The sequence below is a fragment of the Lentilactobacillus parakefiri genome (genome assembly GCF_002157585.1).
Taxonomy (GTDB): Bacteria; Bacillota; Bacilli; order Lactobacillales; family Lactobacillaceae; genus Lentilactobacillus; species Lentilactobacillus parakefiri.
In genome coordinates this window covers 25,113-49,549 of record NZ_BDGB01000072.1, presented here as the reverse complement: position 1 = coordinate 49,549, position 24,437 = coordinate 25,113, and the positions used below count along the sequence as shown (strand labels likewise).

General features: G+C 43.8%; 22 protein-coding genes. 20 read left to right on the top strand and 2 right to left on the bottom strand.

All coding sequences use genetic code 11. The features are described 5' to 3' along the window. Positions 1–11: 11 nt before the first annotated feature. The 13 genes from smc to LPKJCM_RS07920 all read left to right on the top strand — a co-directional run bounded on the left by smc (position 12) and on the right by LPKJCM_RS07920 (position 13,420). Positions 12–3,563, top strand: a complete 3,552-nt coding sequence (gene smc / locus LPKJCM_RS07980; RefSeq protein WP_057963124.1) for a chromosome segregation protein SMC — start codon at positions 12–14, stop codon at positions 3,561–3,563. Beyond that, positions 3,564–4,904: a signal recognition particle-docking protein FtsY gene (gene ftsY / locus LPKJCM_RS07975; RefSeq protein ID WP_057963125.1), complete on the top strand. Its 1,341-nt coding sequence runs from the start codon at positions 3,564–3,566 to the stop codon at positions 4,902–4,904. A gap of 77 nt (positions 4,905–4,981) precedes the next feature. Beyond that, a complete protein-coding gene (locus tag LPKJCM_RS07970) occupies positions 4,982–5,323 on the top strand; it encodes a putative DNA-binding protein (protein WP_057963126.1) in 342 nt (113 codons plus the stop codon). Positions 5,324–5,335: 12 nt separating this feature from the next. Further along, positions 5,336–6,775 carry a signal recognition particle protein gene (gene ffh, locus LPKJCM_RS07965; RefSeq protein WP_057963127.1) on the top strand — a complete coding sequence of 480 codons (1,440 nt, stop codon included), beginning with the start codon at positions 5,336–5,338 and terminating at the stop codon, positions 6,773–6,775. A gap of 159 nt (positions 6,776–6,934) precedes the next feature. Then, positions 6,935–7,210 carry a 30S ribosomal protein S16 gene (gene rpsP, locus LPKJCM_RS07960; RefSeq protein WP_013727929.1) on the top strand — a complete coding sequence of 92 codons (276 nt, stop codon included), beginning with the start codon at positions 6,935–6,937 and terminating at the stop codon, positions 7,208–7,210. 16 nt (positions 7,211–7,226) lie between these two features. Beyond that, entirely contained in the window at positions 7,227–7,475 is a 249-nt protein-coding gene (locus LPKJCM_RS07955) for a KH domain-containing protein (protein WP_013727928.1), read from the top strand. A gap of 84 nt (positions 7,476–7,559) precedes the next feature. After that, positions 7,560–8,081, top strand: coding sequence for a ribosome maturation factor RimM (gene rimM / locus LPKJCM_RS07950; protein ID WP_057963128.1), 522 nt, complete (start codon positions 7,560–7,562; stop codon positions 8,079–8,081). Next, positions 8,078–8,878, top strand: a complete 801-nt coding sequence (gene trmD, locus LPKJCM_RS07945) for a tRNA (guanosine(37)-N1)-methyltransferase TrmD (RefSeq protein ID WP_057963129.1) — start codon at positions 8,078–8,080, stop codon at positions 8,876–8,878. The genes rimM and trmD overlap by 4 nt, the downstream gene beginning before the upstream one ends. An 89-nt stretch (positions 8,879–8,967) precedes the next feature. After that, positions 8,968–9,330, top strand: coding sequence for a 50S ribosomal protein L19 (gene rplS, locus LPKJCM_RS07940; protein WP_087069596.1), 363 nt, complete (start codon positions 8,968–8,970; stop codon positions 9,328–9,330). 267 nt (positions 9,331–9,597) lie between these two features. Continuing rightward, on the top strand, positions 9,598–10,545 hold the full coding sequence (gene xerC / locus LPKJCM_RS07935) for a tyrosine recombinase XerC (protein ID WP_057963130.1): 948 nt from the start codon (positions 9,598–9,600) through the stop codon (positions 10,543–10,545). Between the two features lie 11 nt (positions 10,546–10,556). After that, the gene (gene hslV / locus LPKJCM_RS07930) at positions 10,557–11,099 is read left to right on the top strand and encodes an ATP-dependent protease subunit HslV (protein WP_057963131.1); all 543 of its coding nucleotides are present in this window, start codon (positions 10,557–10,559) and stop codon (positions 11,097–11,099) included. Between the two features lie 12 nt (positions 11,100–11,111). Next, complete coding sequence (gene hslU, locus LPKJCM_RS07925; protein ID WP_057963132.1) at positions 11,112–12,524, top strand: ATP-dependent protease ATPase subunit HslU; 1,413 nt, start codon at positions 11,112–11,114, stop codon at positions 12,522–12,524. Between the two features lie 20 nt (positions 12,525–12,544). Beyond that, positions 12,545–13,420 (top strand): aldose 1-epimerase family protein, encoded by an 876-nt coding sequence (locus LPKJCM_RS07920; protein WP_057963133.1) that lies wholly within the window; start codon positions 12,545–12,547, stop codon positions 13,418–13,420. A 107-nt stretch (positions 13,421–13,527) separates the two neighbouring features. Here LPKJCM_RS07920 and plsY read toward each other — a convergent pair whose 3' ends face one another. Next, positions 13,528–14,166, bottom strand: coding sequence for a glycerol-3-phosphate 1-O-acyltransferase PlsY (plsY, locus tag LPKJCM_RS07915; protein ID WP_057963134.1), 639 nt, complete (start codon positions 14,164–14,166; stop codon positions 13,528–13,530). Positions 14,167–14,313: 147 nt separating this feature from the next. Here plsY and parE point away from each other — a divergent pair, with 147 nt between their 5' ends. From parE to mutY, 7 genes are all read left to right on the top strand, one after another. Further along, a complete protein-coding gene (parE, locus tag LPKJCM_RS07910) occupies positions 14,314–16,269 on the top strand; it encodes a DNA topoisomerase IV subunit B (RefSeq protein ID WP_057963135.1) in 1,956 nt (651 codons plus the stop codon). A gap of 15 nt (positions 16,270–16,284) precedes the next feature. After that, positions 16,285–18,723 (top strand): DNA topoisomerase IV subunit A, encoded by a 2,439-nt coding sequence (gene parC / locus LPKJCM_RS07905; protein WP_057963136.1) that lies wholly within the window; start codon positions 16,285–16,287, stop codon positions 18,721–18,723. A gap of 102 nt (positions 18,724–18,825) precedes the next feature. Next, positions 18,826–19,785: a LysR family transcriptional regulator gene (locus LPKJCM_RS07900; protein ID WP_057963137.1), complete on the top strand. Its 960-nt coding sequence runs from the start codon at positions 18,826–18,828 to the stop codon at positions 19,783–19,785. A 27-nt stretch (positions 19,786–19,812) separates the two neighbouring features. Continuing rightward, positions 19,813–20,739 carry a manganese-dependent inorganic pyrophosphatase gene (locus LPKJCM_RS07895; protein ID WP_057963138.1) on the top strand — a complete coding sequence of 309 codons (927 nt, stop codon included), beginning with the start codon at positions 19,813–19,815 and terminating at the stop codon, positions 20,737–20,739. A gap of 134 nt (positions 20,740–20,873) precedes the next feature. After that, a complete protein-coding gene (msrB, locus tag LPKJCM_RS07890) occupies positions 20,874–21,302 on the top strand; it encodes a peptide-methionine (R)-S-oxide reductase MsrB (RefSeq protein ID WP_057963139.1) in 429 nt (142 codons plus the stop codon). A 20-nt stretch (positions 21,303–21,322) separates the two neighbouring features. Beyond that, entirely contained in the window at positions 21,323–21,847 is a 525-nt protein-coding gene (gene msrA, locus LPKJCM_RS07885) for a peptide-methionine (S)-S-oxide reductase MsrA (protein WP_057963140.1), read from the top strand. Positions 21,848–21,941: 94 nt separating this feature from the next. Continuing rightward, positions 21,942–23,072: an A/G-specific adenine glycosylase gene (gene mutY / locus LPKJCM_RS07880; RefSeq protein WP_057963141.1), complete on the top strand. Its 1,131-nt coding sequence runs from the start codon at positions 21,942–21,944 to the stop codon at positions 23,070–23,072. 57 nt (positions 23,073–23,129) lie between these two features. Here the strand turns inward: mutY and xerS are convergent, their stop codons facing one another. Next, positions 23,130–24,227, bottom strand: a complete 1,098-nt coding sequence (gene xerS / locus LPKJCM_RS07875; protein ID WP_057963142.1) for a tyrosine recombinase XerS — start codon at positions 24,225–24,227, stop codon at positions 23,130–23,132. Between the last annotated feature and the right edge of the window lie 210 nt (positions 24,228–24,437).

Sequence of the window (24,437 nt, the reverse complement as noted above, 5' to 3'; positions counted from 1 at the left end):
GGAGAATGAGTGTGCAACTTAAATCCATTGAAATTATCGGTTTTAAATCATTTGCCGACAAAACCTTAATCCACTTTCCGGGCGGCATGACCGGCATTGTGGGACCCAACGGCAGCGGCAAGAGTAATATTGCCGAATCCATTCGTTGGGTGATGGGGGAACAATCTGCCAAAAATCTCCGTGGATCGCGGATGCCTGATGTCATTTTTTCAGGCTCTGCTGATCGACGGTCTTTAGGCATGGCCTCAGTGACCTTAACCTTAGATAATTCCGACCACTTCATTAAGACACCCTTCGACACGCTCAAGCTTTCCCGGAAACTTTTCCGAAATGGCGATAGTTCCTATTACTTGAACGAAAAGCAATGTCGACTCAAGGACATCACTGATTTGTTTTTGGATACCGGCATTGGGCAAGGGTCGCTGTCGATCATTTCTCAGGGGAATGTTGAACAAATATTCAATAGTAAACCCGAGGATCGACGATCAATTATTGAAAACGTCGCCGGCGTGTATAAGTACAAACAGCATAAGACGACTGCTCAAAAAGAAATTGATCAAACCACTGATAATCTTAATCGAGTTGAGGACATTATTTCAGAACTTCAAAGTCAAATGGCGCCCCTTGAAGAACAGAGTAGTTTGGCAACCGATTATCTTGATCAAAAAAAGCGCTTGGATCAATTTGAAAAACAGCAGTTGATTCTGGCAACCAAGAAGTTGATGGCAGCGAGTGACCAGCTGAAACAAACGGTTGCCGAAAAGTCTGACTTGGTGAACAAAATTTACACCCAAGTCCGCCGAGACGAAAACGACCGCGATAAATTGAAGGCTAAGTTGACTCAAAACCGGGCGAAAATTGATCACATCAACGAACAAATTTTGGGCGCTACTGAACGAATCCAATCGCTGAAGAGTCAACATCAATTATCCACTCAGGAGAAGTCCTTTAAGGATGCCGATTTAAAACGAATCACTGAGCAAATTAAACTGACTGACAAGCAAATTGATGATTTTCAGGTCAAACTCACTCAATCGGTAGATGCCGGTAAGCGGTTATCAGCTAAAATTGCCGCCAAACAAGCCGATTTCGACAAACTTTCTGAGGCCCAAAAGGCTAACAGTGTGTCGGTCATTGAATCTGAAATCGATCAGTTGCGGAATCAATATGTCGATTTATTGCAGCAAAAAACCGACATAAAAAATCAAATCACCATGAAGAGTCACGATGAAAAGCAGTTTGAGCAGCAGTTAGGATCACAGCAGGAACGGATAAACAAATCAAGTGAAGCGCTTGGTAAGCTCCGAATAGAATTGGCACAAAAGCAGGCTGCCTTCACGAAGGGTCAATCAAACTTGCAGGAAGTCTCTGAGCAGTTGGCTGATTTAACCAACTTAATGAATACTCGTAAGCAAGCCGTTGACAGTTCCCAAGCCAATTGGCTGGCTGCGCTGAAAATTGCTGAACAGGCCAAAGCCAAAGCAGAATCCCTGAAGAATCTCCATGATTCCTACCGCGGCTTTTATCGCGGAGTGGCTAATCTTTTGAAACGGAAAAACCAGCTGCCCGGTATATTGGGGCCGGTGAGCGACTATTTAACGATTGAAAAACGTTATGTCAAGGCCATCGAAACCGCTTTAGGCGCTCAGACGCAACATATCATCGTCGAAGACAATCGCGCAGCCTCTTCAGCCATTCACTTGCTGACAAAAGAACGACTTGGTCGGGTGACATTGTTGCCAATTTCAACCATTAAGAGTCGTCAGCTAAGTCAGACAATTATCCATGAATCACAGGGAATTGACGGATTCATTGGGGTGGCAGCTGATTTGGTGTCCATGCCAGATAATCTCGCTCAGATTAAAGGCTTCCTTTTGGGGACGACCATTATTGCGGACACACTCGATCATGCCATTAATATTTCTAAGCAAATCAATCATCGAACCCGGATTGTCACTTTGGATGGGCAGGTCGTCAATGCTGGCGGATCTTTGACCGGTGGTGCCAGTCGTAATGACAATCAAGGCGTTTTGATCCAAAAGGCCGAGTTGGAATCTTTAAATCAATCGACTGCCCAAATGGACCAAAAATTAGCCGAGAATGAACACCGACTTCAATCCGCTAAAGTTGAACTTGAAAAGATCACTGCCTCACATGAACGCGGCCAACAAAAAGTTTTTCAAATTCGTCAGCAAATAGATGCTTTGGAGAATCAATGTCAGTCACTGCAAAATACGGTTGAGGAGAAGCAGCGTGAACTGGCAACCCTCAAACTTGCGCTGAAGAATTCGGCCCAGGCTAATCAAGCAGACGACAAGTCCCAGCTCGTCGATCGCCAAGCAGCCATTGACAAACAAGTACAGGCAGTCAACGATGACCTGGATCACAAACGGGTTCAACTGGCAAACGTGAAACAGTCTGCCCAAAAGTTTGCTACTGAAAAGCAAACTTTGCGAGAAGCCATTGTCATTGAACAGCAAAAAATGACCCAGCTCCAAGTTGATCAAGCTGCCATCAATAAACAAATTGCTGCGCATCAGCAAAATCGGGTTCAACTGCTTAAACAGCAAGACCATTTAGCTTCCGAACTCAGCGCACAAGTTGACGCTGGGACATTGAACAAGCAAATTCATGCAGCCGTTGATAATCAGCGTGCCCTTAACGCAACCCAGAGTCAATTAAAAGCCACCGTCGAGTCGGCACAAGATCACCTGGATCAGTTAAACCAAAAGATTCAAGATGAGCAGATCAATTTAAACAATGCCAAGTATGAGCTGACCAGTCAGCAAGCAGCCGCCACTAAGAACCGCCAGAATTTGGAAACTAATTTTTCCACGCTTGAAACAACTTATCAGATTGAGCAAACCGATTTGGCTAACCCGGATTGGAACTGGGACGAAAAGCAAGTTGTCCGTCAAATTAAAATGCTGCGAACTGGCATTGACGAAATTGGCCCGGTAAATATCGGGGCAATTCAAGCCTTCAAGGAAGTTTCCAAACGGTTTGAATTTTTGACCAGTCAAAAACAAGACCTTTTGGAAGCCAAGGACCATTTAACGGCAACCATGCGCGATATGGATGATACCATTACCACTAAATTTGCCAAGGCATTCAAGCAAGTCAGCCAAGCCTTTTCAAAAGTCTTCGTTGACATGTTTGGTGGCGGAGAAGCCAAGCTGGTCTTGACCAATCCCGATGACATGTTGGATACTGGAATTGAGATTATGGTCAAACCACCTGGCAAGAACTATCGCAACTTAAATCTGCTGTCAGGTGGCGAAAAAGCCTTAACGGCGATCACGCTGTTGTTTGCGATCATCAAGGTTCGACCGGTACCATTTTGCATCTTGGATGAAGCAGAGGCAGCCCTTGATTCATTTAATGCCGATCGCTTTGCCAAATACCTCAAACGGTTCGGTGATGAGACCCAATTTGTGGTCATTACCCACCGAAAGGAAACCATGATTTACGCCGATCAACTGTATGGTGTTACCATGCAGGAATCCGGCGTTTCAAAAGTTGTCACTGTTAATTTAGATCATTTAAAAGCGGAGGTGAGTTAATTGGGACTTTTTGATATCTTTAAACGCCGTTCCAAAAAAGACGACGAAAAAAAAACAGCTGAATCCACTGAACAAATCGACTCTAAACAAGAAGCACCCGTCAAAGACGACCAAAGCACGGCCAGTTCAAATCAAACAACCGTGGATGCTGAAGAGACGGCAAAAGCCACCGAAAGGCCAGTTGATGAACCAGCTGACCAGTCAGTAGATGAACAACCGGTCCGTCAACCAGAGAAGCAAAATGATAACCAGACCACAAATCAAACTGATGCTCAACAACCAGCACCAGCTGTAAGTGAATCCAATCCGTTGGCGGAGCAACAAGCTTCGGCTGAAACCTCTGAGGCGCCAACAGAACCGGAAAAATCAGCTGAAAGTAAAGCTCCAGCGGAAGCAACAGAAGACTCAAACACTGAAAAATACGAAAAAGGATTGGAAAAGTCACGATCCTCGTTTGGTCAAAAACTGAATGCACTCTTAGCCAACTTCCGCCATGTTGATGAATCGTTTTTTGATGACCTGGAAGATATGCTGATTGAATCAGATGTCGGGTTTGAAACTTCGATGCGGATTGCCGATGAACTGCGTGATGAAGTCAAACTGCAAAATGCCAAAAAAACCAAAGATGTTCAAAACGTGATCGTCAAAAAGTTGATTGACATGTACGATCAGGCCGGCAATGGTGAAAATTCAGCTATCAACATGGCGAAATCCGGCCCGACGGTTATCATGTTTGTCGGCGTCAATGGGGTCGGTAAGACAACCACCATCGGTAAGATGGCCAAAATGTACAAAGATCAGGGTAAGAAGGTCGTTTTAGCTGCTGCCGATACCTTTAGAGCCGGTGCGATTGAACAGCTAAATGTTTGGGCAGAACGTGATGGCGTGAACATTGTCAAAGGCAAGGCTAAAAGCGATCCAGCCTCTGTGGTTTACGATGCGGTTGTCAAAGCCCGTAAAGACGACTATGACATTTTGATGGTCGATACCGCTGGCCGTCTGCAGAATAAGGTTAACCTCATGAATGAATTGAGCAAGATGAAGAAAATTCTGACGCGTGAGATTCCTGAAGCACCACACGAAGTTTTACTGGTTCTTGATGCTACTACCGGTCAAAATGCCATGACTCAAGCCAAAATGTTTAAGGAAACCACTGACGTTTCCGGAATAGTCTTGACTAAGCTCGATGGCACGGCTCGCGGTGGAATCGTCCTTGCAATCCGCAGTGAATTGCATCTGCCGGTCAAGTACGTTGGTTTAGGTGAGCAGGTTGGCGACTTGAAGCCCTTTGATCCAAATGACTTTGTTTATGGGTTGTTTAAGGGCCTCATTTCTGAATAACCCGGTATTTAAATGTTGACTGACATTATTTAAATCTGTACGCTGGATTAAGCATTGGTCGTCAAAGGAGTTTCAATATGGAACTGGAAAAAAACAACTACATCAATTCTTTGTTTGAATTTTACGAGCCACTCCTCACCAAAAAGCAGGCTAACTATATTGAGCTGTACTATGCGGATGACTACTCACTGGGTGAGATTGCCGGTGAATATAACGTCAGTCGGCAGGCCGTCTATGACAATATTCGTCGTTCCGAGAAGATTCTTCAGCAATATGAAGATAAATTGAATTTATATCATAGCTTTGTTGACCGGAACGACAAACTTGACCATATTCAAACTTATATTCAAAAAAAATATCCACACGATGATCAATTGAATTCAATGATCAAAAATCTGGAAACAACCGAAGAACAATAAGGGGTGAATTAATTGGCTTTTGAAGGATTAACCGAACGTTTACAAAACGCCATGAAAACTTTGCGTGGCAAAGGGAAAGTCTCTGAGTCCGATCTGCGGGCAACGATGCGGGAAATCAGATTGGCTTTACTTGAAGCCGATGTTAATTTCCAAGTCGTCCGTGATTTCGTCAAAACCGTTGAGCAGCGTGCCAACGGGGCCAAGGTACTGGAAGGGTTAAATCCCTCTCAACAAATCGTCAAAATTGTTGATGAAGAGTTAACTAAAACCATGGGGGAAGAAGCCGTTCCCCTGAATAAATCAGAAAAGATTCCCACCATCATCATGATGTCTGGCCTCCAAGGTGCCGGTAAGACGACGACAGCTGGTAAATTGGCCTTAAAGTTAAAGAATGAGCAGAATGCCCGGCCGTTATTGATTGCCGATGATGTCTATCGGCCAGCTGCTATCGATCAACTGCAGACGGTTGGTCAACAAATCGATGTTCCAGTGTTTCAGCTGGGAGTCGATGTCGATCCGGTAGAAATTGCCAAACGCGGTGTTGAGCAGGCCAAACAAGACCATAATGATTATGTCATCATCGATACGGCCGGTCGTCTGCAAATCGACGAAAAGTTGATGGACGAGTTAAGCCATATTAAGGATGCCGTTGAACCAAACGAAATTCTGTTGGTCATCGATGCAATGACCGGTCAAAACGCCGTTGCGACTGCCGAAGGATTTAATAAACCCCTGGACGTTACCGGGGTGGTCTTAACCAAGTTGGATGGTGATACCCGTGGTGGTGCCGCCCTTTCAATTCGAGCAGTCACTCAAAAGCCAATCAAATTTGTTGGTCAGGGTGAAAAAATGTCTGATTTGGACGTTTTCTATCCCGATCGAATGGCTTCTCGGATCCTTGGAATGGGCGATATGCTTTCACTCATCGAAAAGACTCAAAAAGAGTATGATGAAAAGCAAGCCCAAGAATTATCTGAGAAAATCCAGGAAAATACCTTTGATTTCAACGATTTTGTTGACCAGTTAAATCAGATTCAAAAAATGGGTCCCTTAGATGAAATCATGAAAATGATCCCGGGGATGGCTAATAATCCACAGCTTAAAAATGCAAACATGGATCCAAAAGACATGGATCATTTAAAGGCAATTGTCTATTCAATGACCGATCAAGAGCGTACCGACCCCGATGTGTTGAATCCATCAAGACGTCGGCGGATTGCCCGCGGTTCTGGACGACCAATCCAAGAAGTCAATCGAATGATCAAGCAATTCGGCCAAATGAAGACCATGATGAACAAGGTTTCCAAAGGGAACATGTCCGGAATGGAAAACATGATGAACAGTACCGGAATGGGCGGCAAAATGTCCAAACTGGCAATGAAACAGTTCAGTCGCAAAATGAAAAAGAATAAGAAACGGCGTTTGAAGAAGAAAAATAAAAAGCGCCATTAATGCTGACAAGTTCATTGCATTGACACCCAACCAATCAGTTCAATTGGTCAAAACGAGCTACTCAGTCCGCTATTTTGATGGTGTAAAGAAAAAAACCTTTACAAGCATTCAAATTACTGGTATATTATTAATCGTTAAAACATTACAGGAGGTAAAAGCATGTCAGTTAAGATTCGTTTAAAGCGCATGGGTTCCAAGAAGCGCCCATATTACCGTATCGTTGTAGCCGATTCACGTAGTCCTCGTGATGGTCGGTTCATCGAAAACGTTGGTACTTATAGTCCATTAACTCAACCTGCCAAGATTACGCTTGAAGAAGAGTCAATCATGAACTGGTTGAATAATGGTGCACAACCATCTGATACCGTTCGTAACATCTTATCAGATGCCGGTATTATGAAGAAATATCACGAAGCTAAATACTCAAAAAAGTAAGTGAGTGATTATCATCATGACAAGTATTGATGGTTTAATTAATAAGATTATCTCACCGTTGGTAGACTATCCTAAGGATATTGAGATTTCGCATAATGAATCCGATCGGTTTATGGAATATCATCTGAAGTTGAACGAAGAAGATATTGGCAGAATCATTGGAAAGCATGGTCATGTGATTCAGACAATCCGGACAATTGTTTACAGCGTTCCGGTTGAGGGTCAAAAGAAAGCTCGTCTAATTGTCGACGATGGGAAACAATAGGGTTCTTAAGCGAAACGAAGGTTTTGTTTAGGCCCTTTTTTCTTTATTCAAAATGAGATTCATTAAAGCTGGAGGAGTGAGTGAATGAATTATTATAATATTGGCAAGATTGTCAATACCCAAGGCTTGAAGGGTGAGGTCAGGGTGATTTCAATTACTGACTTTCCTGAAAAACGGTTCAAAGTCGGCAATACGGTCTTTGCCAAACTGCCCAACAAGCACGAACAAGTGGCGCTGACAATTGACGGCGTCCGTAAACATAAAGGATTTGTCCTGCTGCACTTCAAGAATCATCCTTCAATCAATGACGTTGAATACTTAAAGCCCTCAGAGCTAAAAATTGATGAGGAAAGCCTCTCAAACGATGACCTGCAGCCTGGTGAATATTACTATCATCAGATCATTGGGTTGGACGTTGTTGATCCACAAGGCAATCCAATTGGCCAGGTCAAAGAGATCCTCTCACCGGGTGCCAATGATGTCTGGGTGGTTGAACGCGATCAACAAAAAGACTTACTGCTGCCAAAAATTGATTCTGTCATCACAAATGTTGATCTTGATGACGGCAAGATAGTCGCTGACATTCCGGAGGGGTTGGACGAATGAGAATCGATGTGCTCAGTTTATTTCCAGAAATGTTTTCAGTCCCAATGCACGATTCGATTATCGGAAAGGCAATTGAGAATCACATTATTGATCTAGCCGTGACCAATTTTCGTGAATTTACCACCGATAAGCACCGTCACGTTGATGACTATCCCTTTGGCGGTGGCGCGGGTATGCTGCTACAGGCTCAACCCATTTTAGACGCGTATGACCACACCAAACAAACCACTGAAGCTGCCGGTTATCCAAAGGGCAAAGTGATTCTCATGGATCCGGCCGGAAAGCCTTTCAAACAACACGATGCCGAAGCACTGTCCCACGACGACCATTTGACGTTTATCTGCGGTCATTACGAAGGCTATGATGAACGGATTCGCTCCATTGTGACCGATGAATACTCTTTGGGCGACTTTGTCCTAACTGGCGGAGAACTACCAGCGATGGTCATGATTGACGCAATTACCCGCCTGATTCCCGGTGTTTTGGGCAATAATCAATCCAGCGTTGAAGAATCGTTTTCAACCGGTCTCTTGGAAGAGCCTCAGTATACGCGGCCAGCTCAATTTCGGGGAATGAAGGTTCCTGAGGTCCTAATGAACGGCGATCACAAAAAGATTGCTTTATGGAATCAAAAGGAGGCCTTGCGCCGAACTTATCTTCGGCGACCAGATCTCATCGACCATCATCAGTTGACCAGCACGCAAAAGAAATTATTTGCCGACGTTCGAATTGAGGAAGAAGAAAAACTGGCTGCAAAAGCTGCTGACAAGAAAAAGTCCTTTACAGACAACGAATAATTATGTTACACTAATTTTTGGCGCAAGCCGCAAAACAACATTCCGCTGTCGGACAAGATAATGAATGTTAGTGAAAGGAAGATTTGTTTATGCGACAAAATCAATTGATTGACAAGATCAACGAAAAGCAACTACGTAATGACATTCCTGATTTCCGTGCCGGAGATTCTGTGAGAGTTTACGTTAAGGTTGTCGAAGGTACCAGAGAACGTATTCAGTTGTTCGAAGGTGTTGTTATCAAACGCAAGGGTTCAGGCATTCAAGCTACTTACACCGTTCGTAAAGTTAGTAACGGTGTTGGGGTTGAACGAATATTCCCACTGCATTCACCACGAGTTGATAAAATCGAAGTAGTAAGACAAGGACACGTTCGTCGTGCCAAGCTTTACTACCTGCGTGACTTACAAGGTAAAGCTGCTCGTATTCGAGCTTCACTTCGGACACGTGGATAATAATCAATTAGGCTGGATCGAATCATTCGATTCAGTTTTTTTGTATACTCATTTCTAATGACTTAATTGCTTAAATACTTAAGTTCTGCTTAAGACTAGCACAATCGATTGATGACTGCTAATCAGGTGAGTAAAATGACGCTTATTCGATGAACATGATCGGATTGAGATTTGGTTAATTTCGTCTCAAACCAGGCACAAGTGACGTTTATTTGCTATCATAGATATTAGGACATGAACACGATTACATTGTTGAGGGTGATAGCAATGACTGAACCAGATGAAGATCAAAAGAATAGTCAGTGGTTTTTGAAGTATTTAACAAGCGACCGTCACTACTCGGTTGATACCATCCAGGCTTATCAACAAGCACTCAGCGAGTTCACCAGGTTTCTGGCCGAAATTCCCAGTGAACAAAAGCCGTTGACCCAAGTAGACTCGTTTGATGTTGAGTCATTCTTGAGCGACCTCTACGAGCGAAAGTACGCTAGAAATTCCATCGCCCAAAAGGTGTCAGCGCTGAAGTCGTTCTATGCCTTCTTGGTGAAAAATGCGGTCATCGCCAATAATCCATTTGAATATGTCCACTTGAAGTCAAATAATCGCCGGTTACCGAGATTTTTGTATCAAAATGAAATGCGGGCGCTGTTTCAAGCAGCCAAACAAAATCCCAATCACCAACTCGGATTGAGAAATACGGCTGTTCTGGAAACGTTATATGCGACTGGTATTCGGGTCAGTGAGTGCGCCGGCATTCAGCTCAAGGACGTCGACTTGGACAACCGCACCATCTTAGTCACTGGGAAGGGCAATAAGCAAAGATACGTACCCTTTGGTGAATATGCCAAAGACGCCATTGAAGGTTATCTTACCGACGCTAGAAGCCCGATCATGGCTAAGTACCATCAAGACCACCCGTTCTTATTCGTCAATCATTATGGCCGACCGTTGACAAGTCGGGGAATTGAATATCTTATGGACGAAATTGTGAAGCAAAGCAGTCTCACAACGAAGATTCATCCCCACATGCTGCGCCACACCTTTGCGACTGAGATGCTCAACAACGGTGCCGACATGCGGTCAGTTCAAGAATTATTGGGCCACAGCAGTCTGGCAACGACCCAAATTTACACACACGTTACCAAATCACATTTAATGGATGATTATAAAAAGTATTTTCCACGAAATAATGATTCATTAAAATCAAACAAATAAAGGGGTATATTATGCCAATCAAATTTGAAGCAACTACGATCGTCGCTGTTCGTCACAATGGCCACCTTGCTATGGCTGGTGACGGCCAGGTTACCATGGGTGAAAAAGTGATTATGAAGGGAACTGCCCACAAGGTTCGCCGGATTTATGATAATAAAGTCGTTGTCGGTTTTGCCGGAAGTGTTGCCGATGCCTTCAACCTCGAAGAACGATTTGAAAAGAAATTGAGCCAGTTTGACGGTGATCTGAAACGATCTGCCGTTGAATTAGCTCAGGAATGGCGTGGTGATCAACAATTACAAAAACTTGAGGCTTTGTTAATTGTCATGAATGACAAAGATTTATTGCTGGTATCCGGTCAAGGAGAAGTCATTGAACCCGATGATGATATTCTAGCGATTGGTTCCGGTGGTAACTTTGCTTTAGCGGCTGCGACTGCCATGAAGCACCACGCCCAAGATATGAGCGCCAGAGAGATTGCCGAGGCTGCCATTCACATTGCCGGCAATATTGATATTTTCACGAACCAAAACGTGATCTCTGAAGAACTATAGGAGGAACTTAAATTGACTGAGTCTACTCAAACACCCAAAGAAATCGTTTCTGTCTTGGACCAATATATTGTTGGCCAAAACGAAGCAAAAAAAGCGGTTGCGGTCGCCTTACGAAACCGATACCGCCGAATGCAGCTGTCAAAGGACATGCAGGATGAAATTTCACCAAAGAATCTGTTAATGATCGGACCGACTGGAGTCGGGAAAACTGAGATTGCCCGTCGTTTGGCCAAAATTGTCAACGCGCCATTTGTGAAAGTTGAAGCCACGAAATTTACCGAGGTCGGTTATGTGGGTGGCGATGTTGAATCAATGGTCCGCGACTTGGTTGAAAATGCCATCCAGCTGGAGCGTGCTGACCAGTACAAGCAGGTTCATGTCGAAGCTGAAAAGCAGGCCAACAATCAGTTGGTCAAACTTCTGGCACCGGCAAAGAAAAAAGAAAACCGGCAAAATGAGATGCAGAACCTGATGAACATGTTTACCCAGATGCAGAATGGCCAGATGCCGTCCGAAAATCAGGACGATCAAGAAGAAGTCACCGATGATATCCGTGAAAAACGGATGTCAATCGCTGAAAAACTCAAGGCCGGCCTACTGGAAAACGACCAGGTTGAAATTGAAATGGACGATCCCTCACAACAACCCGCTGGTCAAAGTACGATGATGAACCAAATGGGAATTGACTTGAATGATACACTGGCTGGGTTGATGCCCAAAAAGAAAATCAAGCGGACTGTTCCAGTGAGTGAAGCCCGCGAAATTTTAACCCGTCAGGCTTCCGAAGACCTGATTAATAAAGCTGATCTCTATCACAATGCGATTGTTCGTGCTGAAAATACCGGGATTATTTTTATTGATGAAATTGATAAGATTGCGCCGGAAAAATCCCAAAATAGTGGTGAAGTTTCCCGCGAAGGGGTTCAACGAGATATCTTACCAATCGTCGAAGGATCTCAGGTCAACACCAAATACGGCACCGTCAACACAGATCATATGCTGTTTATCGGCTCAGGTGCTTTTGCCGAAAATAAACCCTCAGATTTAATTCCAGAACTCCAAGGACGTTTTCCAATCAGAGTTGAGTTGAATGATTTGACCAAGGAAGACTTTGTCAGAATTTTGACCGAACCGACTAACTCACTGACCAAACAATACATTGCTTTGATTGGGACTGACAATATTAAAGTCACTTTCACCATCGAGGCAATTAATCGAATTGCCGAAATCGCTACCGATGTCAATCACAACACTGATAACATTGGTGCGCGTCGTTTGCACACGATTCTTGAAAAATTACTTGAAGATATTCTGTACGAAGGACCGGATATGCAGATGGGCGACATTACCATTACTGAAAAGTATGTTGATGATAAAGTTGGCAAATTGGCTCAAAATAAGGATCTTTCACGTTACATTCTTTAAAGTCGGGAGGAAGAGATCAAATGATTACCTTGAAGAATCAGTATTTAACTGTGTTGATCAATGAACAGGGCGCAGAACTCACCTCGGTGAAAGATACTGACGGACTAGAATATATCTGGCAGGCCGACCCAGCATTTTGGAGGCGTCACGCCCCAATTCTGTTTCCCATCGTTGGTCGCCTCAAAGACAATCAGTATACCTATAAGGAGCATTCCTATGAGATGACTCAGCATGGCTTTGCTCGTGACAATCAGTTTCAAATTGAATCGCAATTGCCAACCAAAGTGTCCCTTCTTTTACGGCCAACGGATGAAACGCTGGCCAAATATCCGTTTAAATTCGAGTTGCGAATCATTTATGAACTGGTTGATCATCAATTGAATGTGAGTCTGAACGTCATCAACCCAACTCAGGAGACAATGTTATTCTCAATTGGCGCCCATCCTGGCTTTAACGTTCCATTAGTCAAAGGAGAAGGCAGCTTTGAGGATTCCTTTATTCGCGTCGCACCAAAGAAGTCATACGTTCAGATCCCCTTAAAACCGCCGTACAGCGATCCAACTGATCCCCAAGCCATTGACCTGACTAAGCCGCTGCCATTGAAGCACGAGCTGTTTAACAGCGATGCCATCGTTTTAAGCCTTGATCGCCAGGAAACAACCGTGATGCTGGCTAACGCCCAGAATGATCACGGCGTTTCCCTGACGGTTGAAAATGCCCCTTACGTCGGTATCTGGTCACCGTACCCGAAACAAGCACCGTTTGCTTGTATTGAACCATGGTGGGGACTGGCTGATACGGTTAATACCGATGGCAAGTTAGAAGATAAATTCGCCATTAACCGATTGGACGGCCGCCATGCTTTCGTCGGCAGGTATTCAATCAGTTTCTTCTAAATGTTTCGTCATTAAAGACAGCCGTCAAATAAATTGTCCGGCCCGTTAAAGTGTCAGACGAAAAGCGAGTGATTCCTTATTTCAGAAATCACTCGCTTTTGATTAACTTATTTATTGGAATCTTTGCGTTTCCGGAGCCGATTCCCTAGGCCGAAGGGAACCATGCTTTCCGTGCCGTTTTTGATTCGGCTGATATTGGCGCGATGACGGTAAAAAATGAAAAAGGTCAGAATCACCGCCAAGGTACTCAATAAAAGATCGTGCGTAAAGAAAATGGCGATGGTCGTTAGCGTAAAACCAACCATGCTGGCTAGACTCACCATGCTGGTTAACAAGATTATCAGGATCCAAATGCCGGCTGCCAAAAAGAAGAAGGCTGGTTTGTACGCCAGCAACATCCCCGCGCTGGTCGCCACTGCCTTGCCGCCCTTAAATTTATCGAAGATCGAAAAGGTGTGACCCAGAATGGCCATTAATCCAAAGATCAACGGGCTGATCGTCGTTATATGAAAAAAAGTCGGCAACAGGGTGGCCACTGCCCCCTTTGAGATATCCAGTGCCATCACGATTGAGCCGGCAATCGGGCCCAAAACCCGGTAAGCATTAGTGGTGCCAATATTACCGGAACCATGGCGACGGATATCGATGTGAAAGAAAATTTTACCAATCCAAACGCCACTGGGAATTGACCCTAGCAAATAAGCTATCACTAACAGCATTATAATTTGTTCAATATTAGAATTCATCTCAAACCTCACAATAGTCGCATTTAATAAACTTAATAGCGTTTCTCATTTTAGCATGTAATTTAGGTTCAGCCAATAAAATTTCGTTTCCATCAGCGTAAATTTAGGTTATTATGAAGTAGATTGCAAAAAAAGGAGTCATAACGAATGGCAAAGCAAAAGCAAAAATATGATGATTCCTCGATTCAAATTCTTGAGGGACTCGACGCGGTTAGAAAGCGTCCGGGAATGTACATCGGTTCCACAGATTCACGTGGCCTGCACCATTTGGTCTACGAAATTGTTGATAACGCGGTCGATGAAGTGTTGGCCGGTTACGGAGACGAAATCGACGTTTCAATTCATAAAGATAATAGCATCACGGTGGTTGACCACGGACGGGGGATGCCGGTGGGAATGCACGCTTCAGGAAAGCCAACCCCCGAAGTCATTTTAACGATGCTCCATGCCGGTGGTAAATTTGGCCAGGGCGGCTACAAAACCTCTGGTGGCCTTCACGGGGTTGGCGCTAGTGTGGTTAACGCGTTGTCCACTTGGCTGAAAGTTGTCATCGTCCGTGACGGTTACCGCTATGAAGAAGATTTCAAAAACGGCGGCCATCCGGTGGGTACACTGAAAAAGTTGGGTAAAACCCGCGCCCATAGTGGGACGACGGTGACCTTCAAACCGGATCCAACCATTTTTACCAGTACGGTTTACAACTTCTCAGTTCTTTCCGAGCGATTGCGGGAATCGGCGTTTTTGCTTAAGGGAACTAAAATTACCCTGACCGATGAACGAACTGATCAAGAGCAGGAAGACGTTTTTCACTATGAAGAAGGTATCAAGGAATTCGTTCAGTATTTGAATGAAGATAAGCACACTTTGGGCGACGTCATGTATTTTGATGGCAAAAGAGACGGCGTGGAAGTCGAAGTCGCTGCTCAATATAATGATGGCTATTCTGAAACCATGCTGTCCTTTGTCAACAACGTTCGAACGAAGGATGGCGGGACTCACGAGGCTGGCCTGAGAAATGCCTGGACAAAAGCCTTTAACGACTATGCCAGAAAAGTGGGCATGCTCAAAGAAAAAGATAAGAACCTTGAAGGCAGCGACGTCCGCGAGGGATTATCCGTTGTCTTATCATTGCGAATTCCCGAAGAGATTCTCCAATTTGAAGGCCAAACCAAGGAAAAATTAGGCACCCCTGAAGCCCGCTCAATCGTTGATAGCGTTGTCAGCGAAAAATTAGGCTATTACTTGATGGAAAACGGTGAATTCGCCCAAACTTTGGTTCATAAAGGATTGCGTGCCAGACAAGCTCGACAGGCAGCCAGAAAAGCCAGGGATGAAACCCGAACCGGCAAACGGCATAAGAAGCAGGAACGCCTGTTGTCAGGGAAGTTGACTCCCGCTCAATCAAAAGATTACAGCAGAAATGAGCTGTTCCTAGTTGAAGGGGATTCTGCCGGTGGTTCCGCCAAGCAAGGTAGAGACCGTCGTTATCAGGCAATTTTGCCCCTTCGTGGGAAGGTTTTGAACACTGAACGGGCTAAATTACCAGAAATTATGAAAAACGAAGAAATCAATACCATGATCTATACAATTGGTGCCGGGGTTGGTGCTGATTTTAATATTGATGATGCCAACTACGATAAGATTATTATTATGACCGATGCTGATGACGATGGTGCACACATCCAGATTTTACTACTGACATTCTTCTACAAATATATGCGGCCAATGATTGATAATGGCCGGGTCTTTATTGCCTTACCACCGCTTTACAAGCTGCAAAAAGGTGCCGGCAAGAAGCTGAAAGTCCAATATGCTTGGACCAATGAAGAATTAAACAAGGTTTCGAAAGATTTTGGCAAGGGATACAGCCTTCAGCGTTTCAAAGGTTTGGGTGAGATGAACGCCGATCAACTGTGGGAAACGACAATGAATCCCGATACCAGAACCTTGATTCGGGTTAGAATCGACGATGCCGCACTTGCTGAGAAACGAGTCACTACTTTAATGGGGGATAAAGTTGAACCCCGAAGAAAGTGGATCGAACATAACGTTAAGTTTAACTTAGAAGAAGATGGCAGCATATTGGATAATACAAATGATTAGGGGGCGCGACTAAAAATGAGTAAAATTGAAAGTTTGACCCTCGAAGATGTCATGGGTGAACGTTTTAGCAGATATTCAAAATCAATAATTCAAGAACGGGCATTGCCAGACATTCGTGATGGGTTAAAACCCGTTCAAAGACGAATTCTGTATGCGATGAATAAAGATGGCAATACCTATGACAAGCCGTTTCGAAAATCGGCAAAATCCGTTGGAAATGTTATGGGTAATTTTCATCCCCACGGCGACAGCTCAATTTATGAAGCCTTAAACCGGATGAGTCAGGATTGGAAGGTTCGAGAGCCACTCATCGAAATGCACGGTAATAATGGGTCGATGGATGGTGATCCGCCGGCAGCAATGCGGTATACCGAAGCCCGTTTGAGCAAAATTGCCAGTGAGATGCTTCGGGATATTGAAAAAGATACGGTCGACTGGGTGCTCAACTTTGATGACACTGAGTATGAACCAACTGTCTTGCCATCCCGATTCCCCAATCTTTTAGTGAACGGTTCTACTGGGATTTCAGCAGGCTATGCCACCGATATTCCACCGCACAACTTGGGAGAAGTCATTGATGCGATTCTCTATCTGCAGAAGCATCCTGACGCAACCCTGGACGATTTGATGCAATTTGTCAAAGGCCCTGATTTTCCAACCGGAGCGATTGTCCAAGGAATTGATGGTATTAAAAAAGCCTACGAGACCGGTCACGGCAAGATTATTGTCCGCTCGAAGACATCAATTGAACCTCTGAAAGGCAACAAATCACAAATTGTCATCACAGAGATTCCATACGAGGTCAATAAAGCCCAATTAGTCAAACGGATCGATGAAATCCGCTTAAATAAGAAGATTGACGGAATTTCAGAAGTTCGTGATCAAAGTGATCGAAACGGTTTGAGTATTGTCGTTGAATTAAAACGCGACGTTGACTCAAAAGGAATCTTAAATTATCTGTTTAAAAACACTGACCTGCAAGTCTCTTATAACTTCAACATGGTGGCCATTTCCCATATGCGGCCGGAACGCCTGTCGCTGAAAAAGATTCTGGTGGCATACCTGGAATTCCAGCAGGAAGTGATTGAAAAGCGGACCAAGTACAACTTAAAGAAGGCCCAAGATCGTCAGCACATTGTTGAAGGACTGATTCACGCCTTATCAATTTTAGACCAAGTCATTAAAACCATTCGGGCAAGCAAAAATCGTAAAGATGCCCGCGATAATTTGGTTAAAACCTACGACTTTTCAAAAAAGCAGGCGGATGCTATCGTTGCCTTGCAGCTATACCGTTTGACCAATACTGACGTGACTGAACTGGAAAATGAGCATCAACACCTTGCAGACGAGATTACTAAAGACAACAAAATTTTAGATAGCCCAAAAGAGCTCAATCGCGTTTTGGCGAACGAATTACGAGCCTTGGCCAAAACTTATCGGAGTGCTCGTCGGACTGAGGTCCAAGCCGAGGTCTCAAACATCAAGATTAACACCGATGTCTTGATTCCAGACGAAGATGTTGTGGTCATGGTCAGTCACGACGGCTACATCAAGCGCAGCAGCATTCGATCATATAAAGCCTCAACGACAGATACCGGGTTAAAGGATGAAGATTATCCAATTTTTATGTCCCAATTAAACGCCCGTGATCATCTGTTTATGTTCACCAACAAGGGCAATCTAATTTATCGGCCAATCTTTGAATTGGCAGATGTGAAGTGGAAGGATACCGGGGAACATATTTCTCAAACCATCGGCTTGGATGCTGACGAGGAAATTATTGGAACCTATGCCTTTGACTCGCTCAAACAACCCGGGAGATTCCTCATTGCGACTGACCAAGGTCACATCAAGCAAACTGCTTTTGAAGATATGAAACCCGGTCGGACCTATAAGAAGCATGCTTATACTTATGAGAAGCTCAAAAATACCGATGAACGAGTCGTTTCCATTCATTATCTGAAAACACCAGAGACTGCTGGACAACTACTGCTGATTTCCAACAATGGTTTAGCACTACGTTACGGAATTGAAGAGGTGCCGGTTAACGGCGCCAGAACCACCGGAGTCAAATCAATGGGGCTGCGAGGTGTCGATAAAGTCACCAACCTGCAGCTGGTTAACGAAGATGATACTTTAGCGATTGTGACGCAACGAGGGGCTTTCAAGAAGTTGGCTGTTAAAGAAATTCCTGCAACTTCACGGGCTCGAAAGGGTGTCATGATTTTGCGGGAACTCAAGAACAATCCCCATCGAATCGTGGACTTTTGCCGAATTCAAACTGACGATCAGGCACTTGAAGTTAGAACAGACCATCGTCGGGTTCACGATATTGTCTCTGCTGACTATTCCCTTGGTGGCCGCTATTCCAACGGCTCGTTCGTGATTGACGTTGACAGTGAAGGAACACCGACTTCAATTAGGCCTAAGTTTGTCGACTTATCAATTGATTAAATTTTTACCATATTAATTGATTGTATTAACAATAAGAATTATCATAATAGCAGTATCCTGTTAATTATTTAATGGTCGTATGGACCGATAAGGAGAGTCTGAATGAAAACCACTCAGGAAAATATTTTTGCATCTAAGACTTTATCGTATTTTCTCCAGTTGTCAGAAACAATGAATTACACCCAGGCTGCTCAGATCTTGGGGATTACCCAGCCAGCGTTGACTCAGCAAATTAAGAAGCTTGAAAAAACCATGGGCACTGAATTATTTTACTCGGTTGGCAAGAAATTAAGGCTCACCGATGCAGGTGTGATCATGTTGAAAACCACTCGGCAAATATACGACCTGTTAAATGATGCTAACGACCAGATTCAACAAGCAACCAGCTCAACAACTGGTCAAATTAATCTGGGGATCTTGGCTTCCGTCGAGACCAAAGTCTTTGAAGATTTTGCTTTGGCACTTTACCAGGAAAATCCGGACTTGGAAGTCAATTTCCATATGCTGACCAGAAAAGAAATTTGGGAAAGTTTGGAGAACAACCGAATCGACTTGGCAATCATGTACCTGCCTGACGAATCGATTAAGAATTGGAAGCCCTACAGTTCCAAGAAGATTATTTCGGATGACTTACTGTTTATCCATCACAACAAAAGCCTCGCTAAACGCAAACGAGTCCGCTTGAAAGATGTGAACGATAGGCCATGGGTGATGTATCCCCAAGACTATTATCTCAATCAAACTTTGCGAGAATCCTTTACGAACCAGATGGTTGACTGGCCAAAAGTGGCTGCCAGATATACGATGCCTGAGCAAATTTTAAAGTTTGCCATTAATTCTCACACGAATACGGCATTACCAAAGTCATACATGCTCAATATCGATCTCAAGAAGTTGACTGACGACGATATTTGGGTCACTGAACTGGATCCTAAAGTCAAATTTGACCTAAACTTTGTCTACCGCAACCGGAAAAATGAAATTCCACGAATTGAACGTTTCTTGCAGAAGTTCGATGAGTTCCTTGCTAAAGAAGATTATTTAGCCCGTTTAGGGAAATAAATTTAATTATCAAAGGAGATTATGTAAATGAGTAAAGAATTAGTTTTTGGCCATCAAAGTCCTGATACAGATGCGATTGTCGCTGCAAAAGCCTATTCATATTTGCAGAACAAATTAGGGTATGATACGGAAGCCGTTGCTTTGGGTGAACCCAATTCAGAAACTGCATTTGTTTTGAATTATTTTGACGAACCAACGCCACGCATTATCAAAACTGCAAAAAATGAAGTTGATTCCGTCATGTTGGTTGACCACAATGAATTCCAGCAAAGTGTCAGCGACATCAAAGATTTAACAATTACTCACGTGGTTGATCACCACCGAATTTCCAATTTTCAAACTGACCAGCCGCTTTATTACCGTGCTGAACCAGTTGGCTGCTGCAGCACCATCATCGTCAAGATGTTCGACGAAAATAAAGTTGAAATTCCTGCACAATTAGCCGGCTTAATGCTTTCGGCAATCATCTCGGATACGTTGTTATTGAAGTCACCAACCACAACCGAAGAAGATAAAATTACTGTGAAGACTTTAGCTGAAATTGCTAATATTGACTACGAAAAGTATGGGATTGAAATGCTTAAAGCTGGAACTAACGTGTCTGCCAAGAGTGACCAAGAGTTGATTGATTCGGACGCCAAGTCATTTACAATGGGAGACAAGAGTGTTCGTATCGACCAAATCAACGTTGTTGAATTCAGTGAAATTGACAAACGTAAGAATGATATCGAGAAGGCCATGAAGGCTGAAGCAGCTGATAAAGGTTACGACCTGTTCTTAGTGTTGATCACCAACGTCTTGAATAGTGATTCAAAGATGATTGTAGTGGGTCAACCAGCATCTGCAGTTGAAAAAGCCTTTAACAGCAAATTAGCTGACGACACACTGTCATTACCGGGAGTTGTTTCTCGGAAGAAGCAAGTTGTTCCACCATTAACAGACGCATTAAGTTAATTCATCCGATCTTTTTAAACGGTCTGGCTAATCTCAATGGTTAGTTTGGCCGTTTTTGTTTACTTTGTGGCAGTTGACGGCTATAATAAATTTAGTTTAGTTGTACACAACCTAATTTTAAATGGAGGGTTAATATGGACAAGCAGGAACTTAAAAACAAACTAACCCAAGAGCAGTACGATGTTACCCAAAATAAAGCCACTGAGGCGCCGTTTAGTGGTCAGTATGATGACTTTTACCAGGATGGTATTTACGTTGACGTCGTGAGCGGAGAACCGCTGTTTTCTTCAACCGATAAATACGACGCTGGCTGTGGTTGGCCGTCATTCACTAAACCAATTGATCTGGCCAACATTGACAATCACTTAGATACTTCCTTTGGCATGATTCGTGAAGAAGTCAAAAGCAAACAGGCTGGGTCCCATCTTGGCCATGTCTTCCCAGACGGGCCCAAGGACGCCGGCGGTCACCGTTTTTGCATCAATTCTGCTGCCTTAAAGTTTATTCCGGTTGCCGAATTGGACGCAAAGGGATACAGTAAATACAAACAATTATTTGAATAAATAAAAATGAGGTGCAATGCATGGAAGATACAGCAATTTTTGCAGGTGGATGTTTCTGGTGTATGGTCAAACCATTCGACACCATTCCCGGCATTAATAAGGTCGTTTCCGGATATACCGGCGGTCATGTTGCCAATCCAACTTATGAACAGGTTGCCAGCCATACCACCGGCCATACAGAAGCTGTCAAGATTTTCTTTGATCCTGACGTAATTTCGTATGATCAGTTAGTGGAAATTTATTGGCATCAAACTGACCCAACCGATGCGATGGGGCAATTCCAAGATCGCGGTGATAACTATCGACCAGTCATTTTTGTAAAGAACAAGCAACAACGAAAAATCGCTGAGGCCTCAAAGAAAGCATTAGCCGAAAGTGAACAATTTGACAGCCCAATTGTGACTCAAATTGAAGATGCCAAACCATTTTATCCTGCAGAAGAAGAACATCAAGAGTTCTACAAGAAAAATCCGCTCCGCTATCAAATGGAAGAAATGGGCGGACGGGAAACCTTTATCAAAAAGAATTGGCAAAAAAATAAGTGAATCAACGATAACGCTGATCAATCAAGGGGCTGTGACAAAACTCGATTTTTGCCAACAGCCCTTTTTTGAAATAAATTGTAAGGAGAATTGTCAGATGATTAAATGGTCGCATGAGCGAAGTCAAGCATTCCAAGAAACGTTGCTTGACTGGTATGATCAAAACAAGCGCGACTTACCCTGGCGGCGCGATCACAATCCTTACCACGTGTGGGTTTCCGAGATTATGCTGCAGCAAACTCAGGTGCAAACTGTCATTCCGTATTATTTACGGTTTATGGACCAGTTTCCAACGGTGGAAGATCTCGCAACAGCTACTGAAGACAAATTGATGAAAGCTTGGGAAGGACTGGGCTACTATTCGCGGGCCAGGAACCTTCAAAAGGCGGCTCGTCAAATTGTTTTCGATTATCAAGGTCGATGGCCAACGACTACTGAAGCCCTTCAGGAACTAAGTGGCATTGGTCCCTATACAGCCGGCGCCATTGCCAGTATTGCGTTTGGCCAACCAGTCGCTGCAGTGGATGGGAATGCCTTTCGCGTCTTTTCCAGATTATTGGAGATTGATGATGATATTGCTAAACCGCAGACCCGCAAAGTATTCGAAAGAATAATCAATTTAATCATCCCCAAAGCACGTCCGGGTGACTTTAATCAAGCCATTATGGATTTAGGCGCCAGTTACATGACCGCGACCAATTACGATACCAGCCAATCGCCGGTCAAGGATTTTAATCAGTCTTACCAGGATGGGATCGAAGACCATTACCCAGTCAAAACCAAAAAGAAACGACCGATTGCCCACGACTATTTCGGTTTAATCATTCATTCCAAGCAAGGTTACTTATTTGAAAAACGCCCTAGTCATGGCATTTTAGCCAATTTTTGGATGTTTCCTTTATTTGACCGCGAGAATTTAACTGATGAAAAGGCAACGCCAGAATCAATGTTGGTTGGCAAAATCGAAGCGCGACTGCAGTCCGAATACCAATTAAGTGCCGATTTGCATGCAGTGGATGTCCCAACAGTCACTCATACCTTCACCCATCAGAAATGGAAGATTAAGTTGCTGGAAGCACAAGTAGCGGATAATATCGATGTGAGCTATTTTCCTGGGAAATGGATTCATTCCAGTAAATTTGATCAAATGACATTTTCGAAAGTTCAATCAAAATTATGGCTGGCATATCAAAAAGCTTCGAAATCCACTCAATCGGTTGGTGATTAATCCGTCTTTCAAAGGAGCAAAGTCAATGAAGGATCTTTACCTCAGTCTTAAATCCGATTAGTGATGCTTCTTGTCACCATGCAGCTTATCGAGTGCTTGGCGTTGCTTGGTGTCAATGATATGCGTGTATAATCCGGCGGCAGAAGTTGAGCTCTGGCCAAGCTGAGTTGCGACCAAGTGTTCATTGTTGGTTTCCAGATACAGCTTGGAAGCTAGGGTATGCCTTAACTTATGGGGTGTAATCCGAACGTGATTGAAAGCTTGAGAATATTTGGCCACCAGCAACTCAACGGTCGCGGTTGAGATTCTCCGGGGTTGGCTTGCCCCTTTCGTTAAAAAGAGGGCAGGGGTAGTCTTGGTTGCCAAATACCGCTGCTTACGGATTTTTAAGTAAGCTGCCAGATGTGGCAGTACCCAATTGGCAATGGGAACGGAATCGTATTTTCCGCCTTTTCTCCTGACCACAATTGTGGCTTTAGGCAAATTCAAATCGGCCATATTTGCATTGGTCAATTCAGAGACCCGAATGCCGGTCCCAAGCATCAGCGCATTGATTGCGACGTCACGCTCACGATCACGCTGATATAAAGATAGCGTTCGTTTATTTGTCAGTTTCTTGGGGTAAGTATTCTGGATGAATTCAACGTATTTTACGTCAGCATCGCCCAACATCAACTGATCTTTGATGTTGCTGGCGCGGGTTTGGTAGGTTTCAGTGTCGGGAACCAGCGCAATTTTCTTCATCACATTTCGGTAAAAATAGGGTTCACCATCCGCAGTTTCGGTCTCTTCAGATAGGTACCTGAACAAGGCCGACAACGCGTTCAGTGAGCGGTTGACCGTTCGATGAGAAATAGGTGCTTGCGGATGAGCGGCGGTCTGCTTACCGCGGTTCAGCAGGAAAGACTTATACAGCTCCATATCCTGTTTTTTGAAGTTTTCCAAAGCTGAGAGTGGAATATCTTTGACATGTTTGACGTCGGTAATTGAAGCATCGATCATCCAGGTGAAGAAGCGGTGAAATTCGTTTAGATACTGATATAACGTGGCGGGGGATAATGGCACCGTGGATTTATCGAGGTAATAGTCGTTAATATAGGTTGGCAGGGTTTGAACCAGCTGTTCGTTGTGGTCGATGTATTGGGATGATTTCATCGTTAAGCTCCTTAATATCGTTAATAATGGCCCAAGCCAATGCGCGGGAATTTGGTGGGGCTGTCTGTTTTTTTGTGTATAACTTAATAAAATCTATATTTTATTAAGTTAAGTATAGCATAAATGAGCATATTCATTGACCCAATGTTGGAATCGATTAATATTAATAAGTGAACAATCCAAATTTGAAAGAGGTTTAGATATGAGATC

Excerpts from the sequence above, each read along its gene's own strand:
- LPKJCM_RS07970 (WP_057963126.1), top strand. The coding sequence starts at position 4,982 with ATGGAACTGGAAAAAAACAACTACATCAATTCTTTGTTTGAATTTTAC.
- rpsP (WP_013727929.1), top strand. The coding sequence starts at position 6,935 with ATGTCAGTTAAGATTCGTTTAAAGCGCATGGGTTCCAAGAAGCGCCCA.
- LPKJCM_RS07955 (WP_013727928.1), top strand. The coding sequence starts at position 7,227 with ATGACAAGTATTGATGGTTTAATTAATAAGATTATCTCACCGTTGGTA.
- rimM (WP_057963128.1), top strand. The coding sequence starts at position 7,560 with ATGAATTATTATAATATTGGCAAGATTGTCAATACCCAAGGCTTGAAG.
- trmD (WP_057963129.1), top strand. The coding sequence starts at position 8,078 with ATGAGAATCGATGTGCTCAGTTTATTTCCAGAAATGTTTTCAGTCCCA.
- rplS (WP_087069596.1), top strand. The coding sequence starts at position 8,968 with ATGCGACAAAATCAATTGATTGACAAGATCAACGAAAAGCAACTACGT.
- xerC (WP_057963130.1), top strand. The coding sequence starts at position 9,598 with ATGACTGAACCAGATGAAGATCAAAAGAATAGTCAGTGGTTTTTGAAG.
- hslV (WP_057963131.1), top strand. The coding sequence starts at position 10,557 with ATGCCAATCAAATTTGAAGCAACTACGATCGTCGCTGTTCGTCACAAT.
- LPKJCM_RS07920 (WP_057963133.1), top strand. The coding sequence starts at position 12,545 with ATGATTACCTTGAAGAATCAGTATTTAACTGTGTTGATCAATGAACAG.
- plsY (WP_057963134.1), bottom strand. The coding sequence starts at position 14,166 with ATGAATTCTAATATTGAACAAATTATAATGCTGTTAGTGATAGCTTAT.
- parE (WP_057963135.1), top strand. The coding sequence starts at position 14,314 with ATGGCAAAGCAAAAGCAAAAATATGATGATTCCTCGATTCAAATTCTT.
- parC (WP_057963136.1), top strand. The coding sequence starts at position 16,285 with ATGAGTAAAATTGAAAGTTTGACCCTCGAAGATGTCATGGGTGAACGT.
- LPKJCM_RS07900 (WP_057963137.1), top strand. The coding sequence starts at position 18,826 with ATGAAAACCACTCAGGAAAATATTTTTGCATCTAAGACTTTATCGTAT.
- LPKJCM_RS07895 (WP_057963138.1), top strand. The coding sequence starts at position 19,813 with ATGAGTAAAGAATTAGTTTTTGGCCATCAAAGTCCTGATACAGATGCG.
- msrB (WP_057963139.1), top strand. The coding sequence starts at position 20,874 with ATGGACAAGCAGGAACTTAAAAACAAACTAACCCAAGAGCAGTACGAT.
- msrA (WP_057963140.1), top strand. The coding sequence starts at position 21,323 with ATGGAAGATACAGCAATTTTTGCAGGTGGATGTTTCTGGTGTATGGTC.
- mutY (WP_057963141.1), top strand. The coding sequence starts at position 21,942 with ATGATTAAATGGTCGCATGAGCGAAGTCAAGCATTCCAAGAAACGTTG.
- xerS (WP_057963142.1), bottom strand. The coding sequence starts at position 24,227 with ATGAAATCATCCCAATACATCGACCACAACGAACAGCTGGTTCAAACC.